At 45.3% G+C, this 298-nt stretch carries 1 protein-coding gene; it reads right to left on the bottom strand.

Annotated features, from left to right (window positions below):
- Nucleotides 1-183, bottom strand: a 183-nt coding sequence (locus A3738_RS30970) for a 2-C-methyl-D-erythritol 2,4-cyclodiphosphate synthase (protein WP_197473792.1), incomplete at its 3' end; no start/stop codon positions are given.
- Nucleotides 184-298 lie beyond the last annotated feature (115 nt).

Raw genomic sequence — 298 nt, 5'->3', positions numbered from 1 at the left:
TATATCTCCTAAGGCTAAAGCACCTAGCATTGCATCACAGATCGCATGCAACAACACATCACCATCTGAATGCGCCTTTAAACCAAAGCTATGAGGAATTCTCACGCCGCCAAGAGTAACGAACTCTCCATTCTCGAACGCATGTACGTCATAGCCCGTACCCACTCTAAGATCAGGCGTCATATTTGTTTTCTCATTTACGGTATTTGTACTTTCTAGTGCAGCCAAATCTTCAGGCTTTGTGACCTTAATATTGCTCGACCGTCCTTCTACAAGTAGCGGAGAGTGCCCTGCAAAC

This window comes from Oleiphilus sp. HI0066 (genome assembly GCF_001635725.1).
The sequence above is the reverse complement of the archived record's forward strand: the minus strand, read 5'-3'. Positions and strand labels throughout refer to the sequence as shown.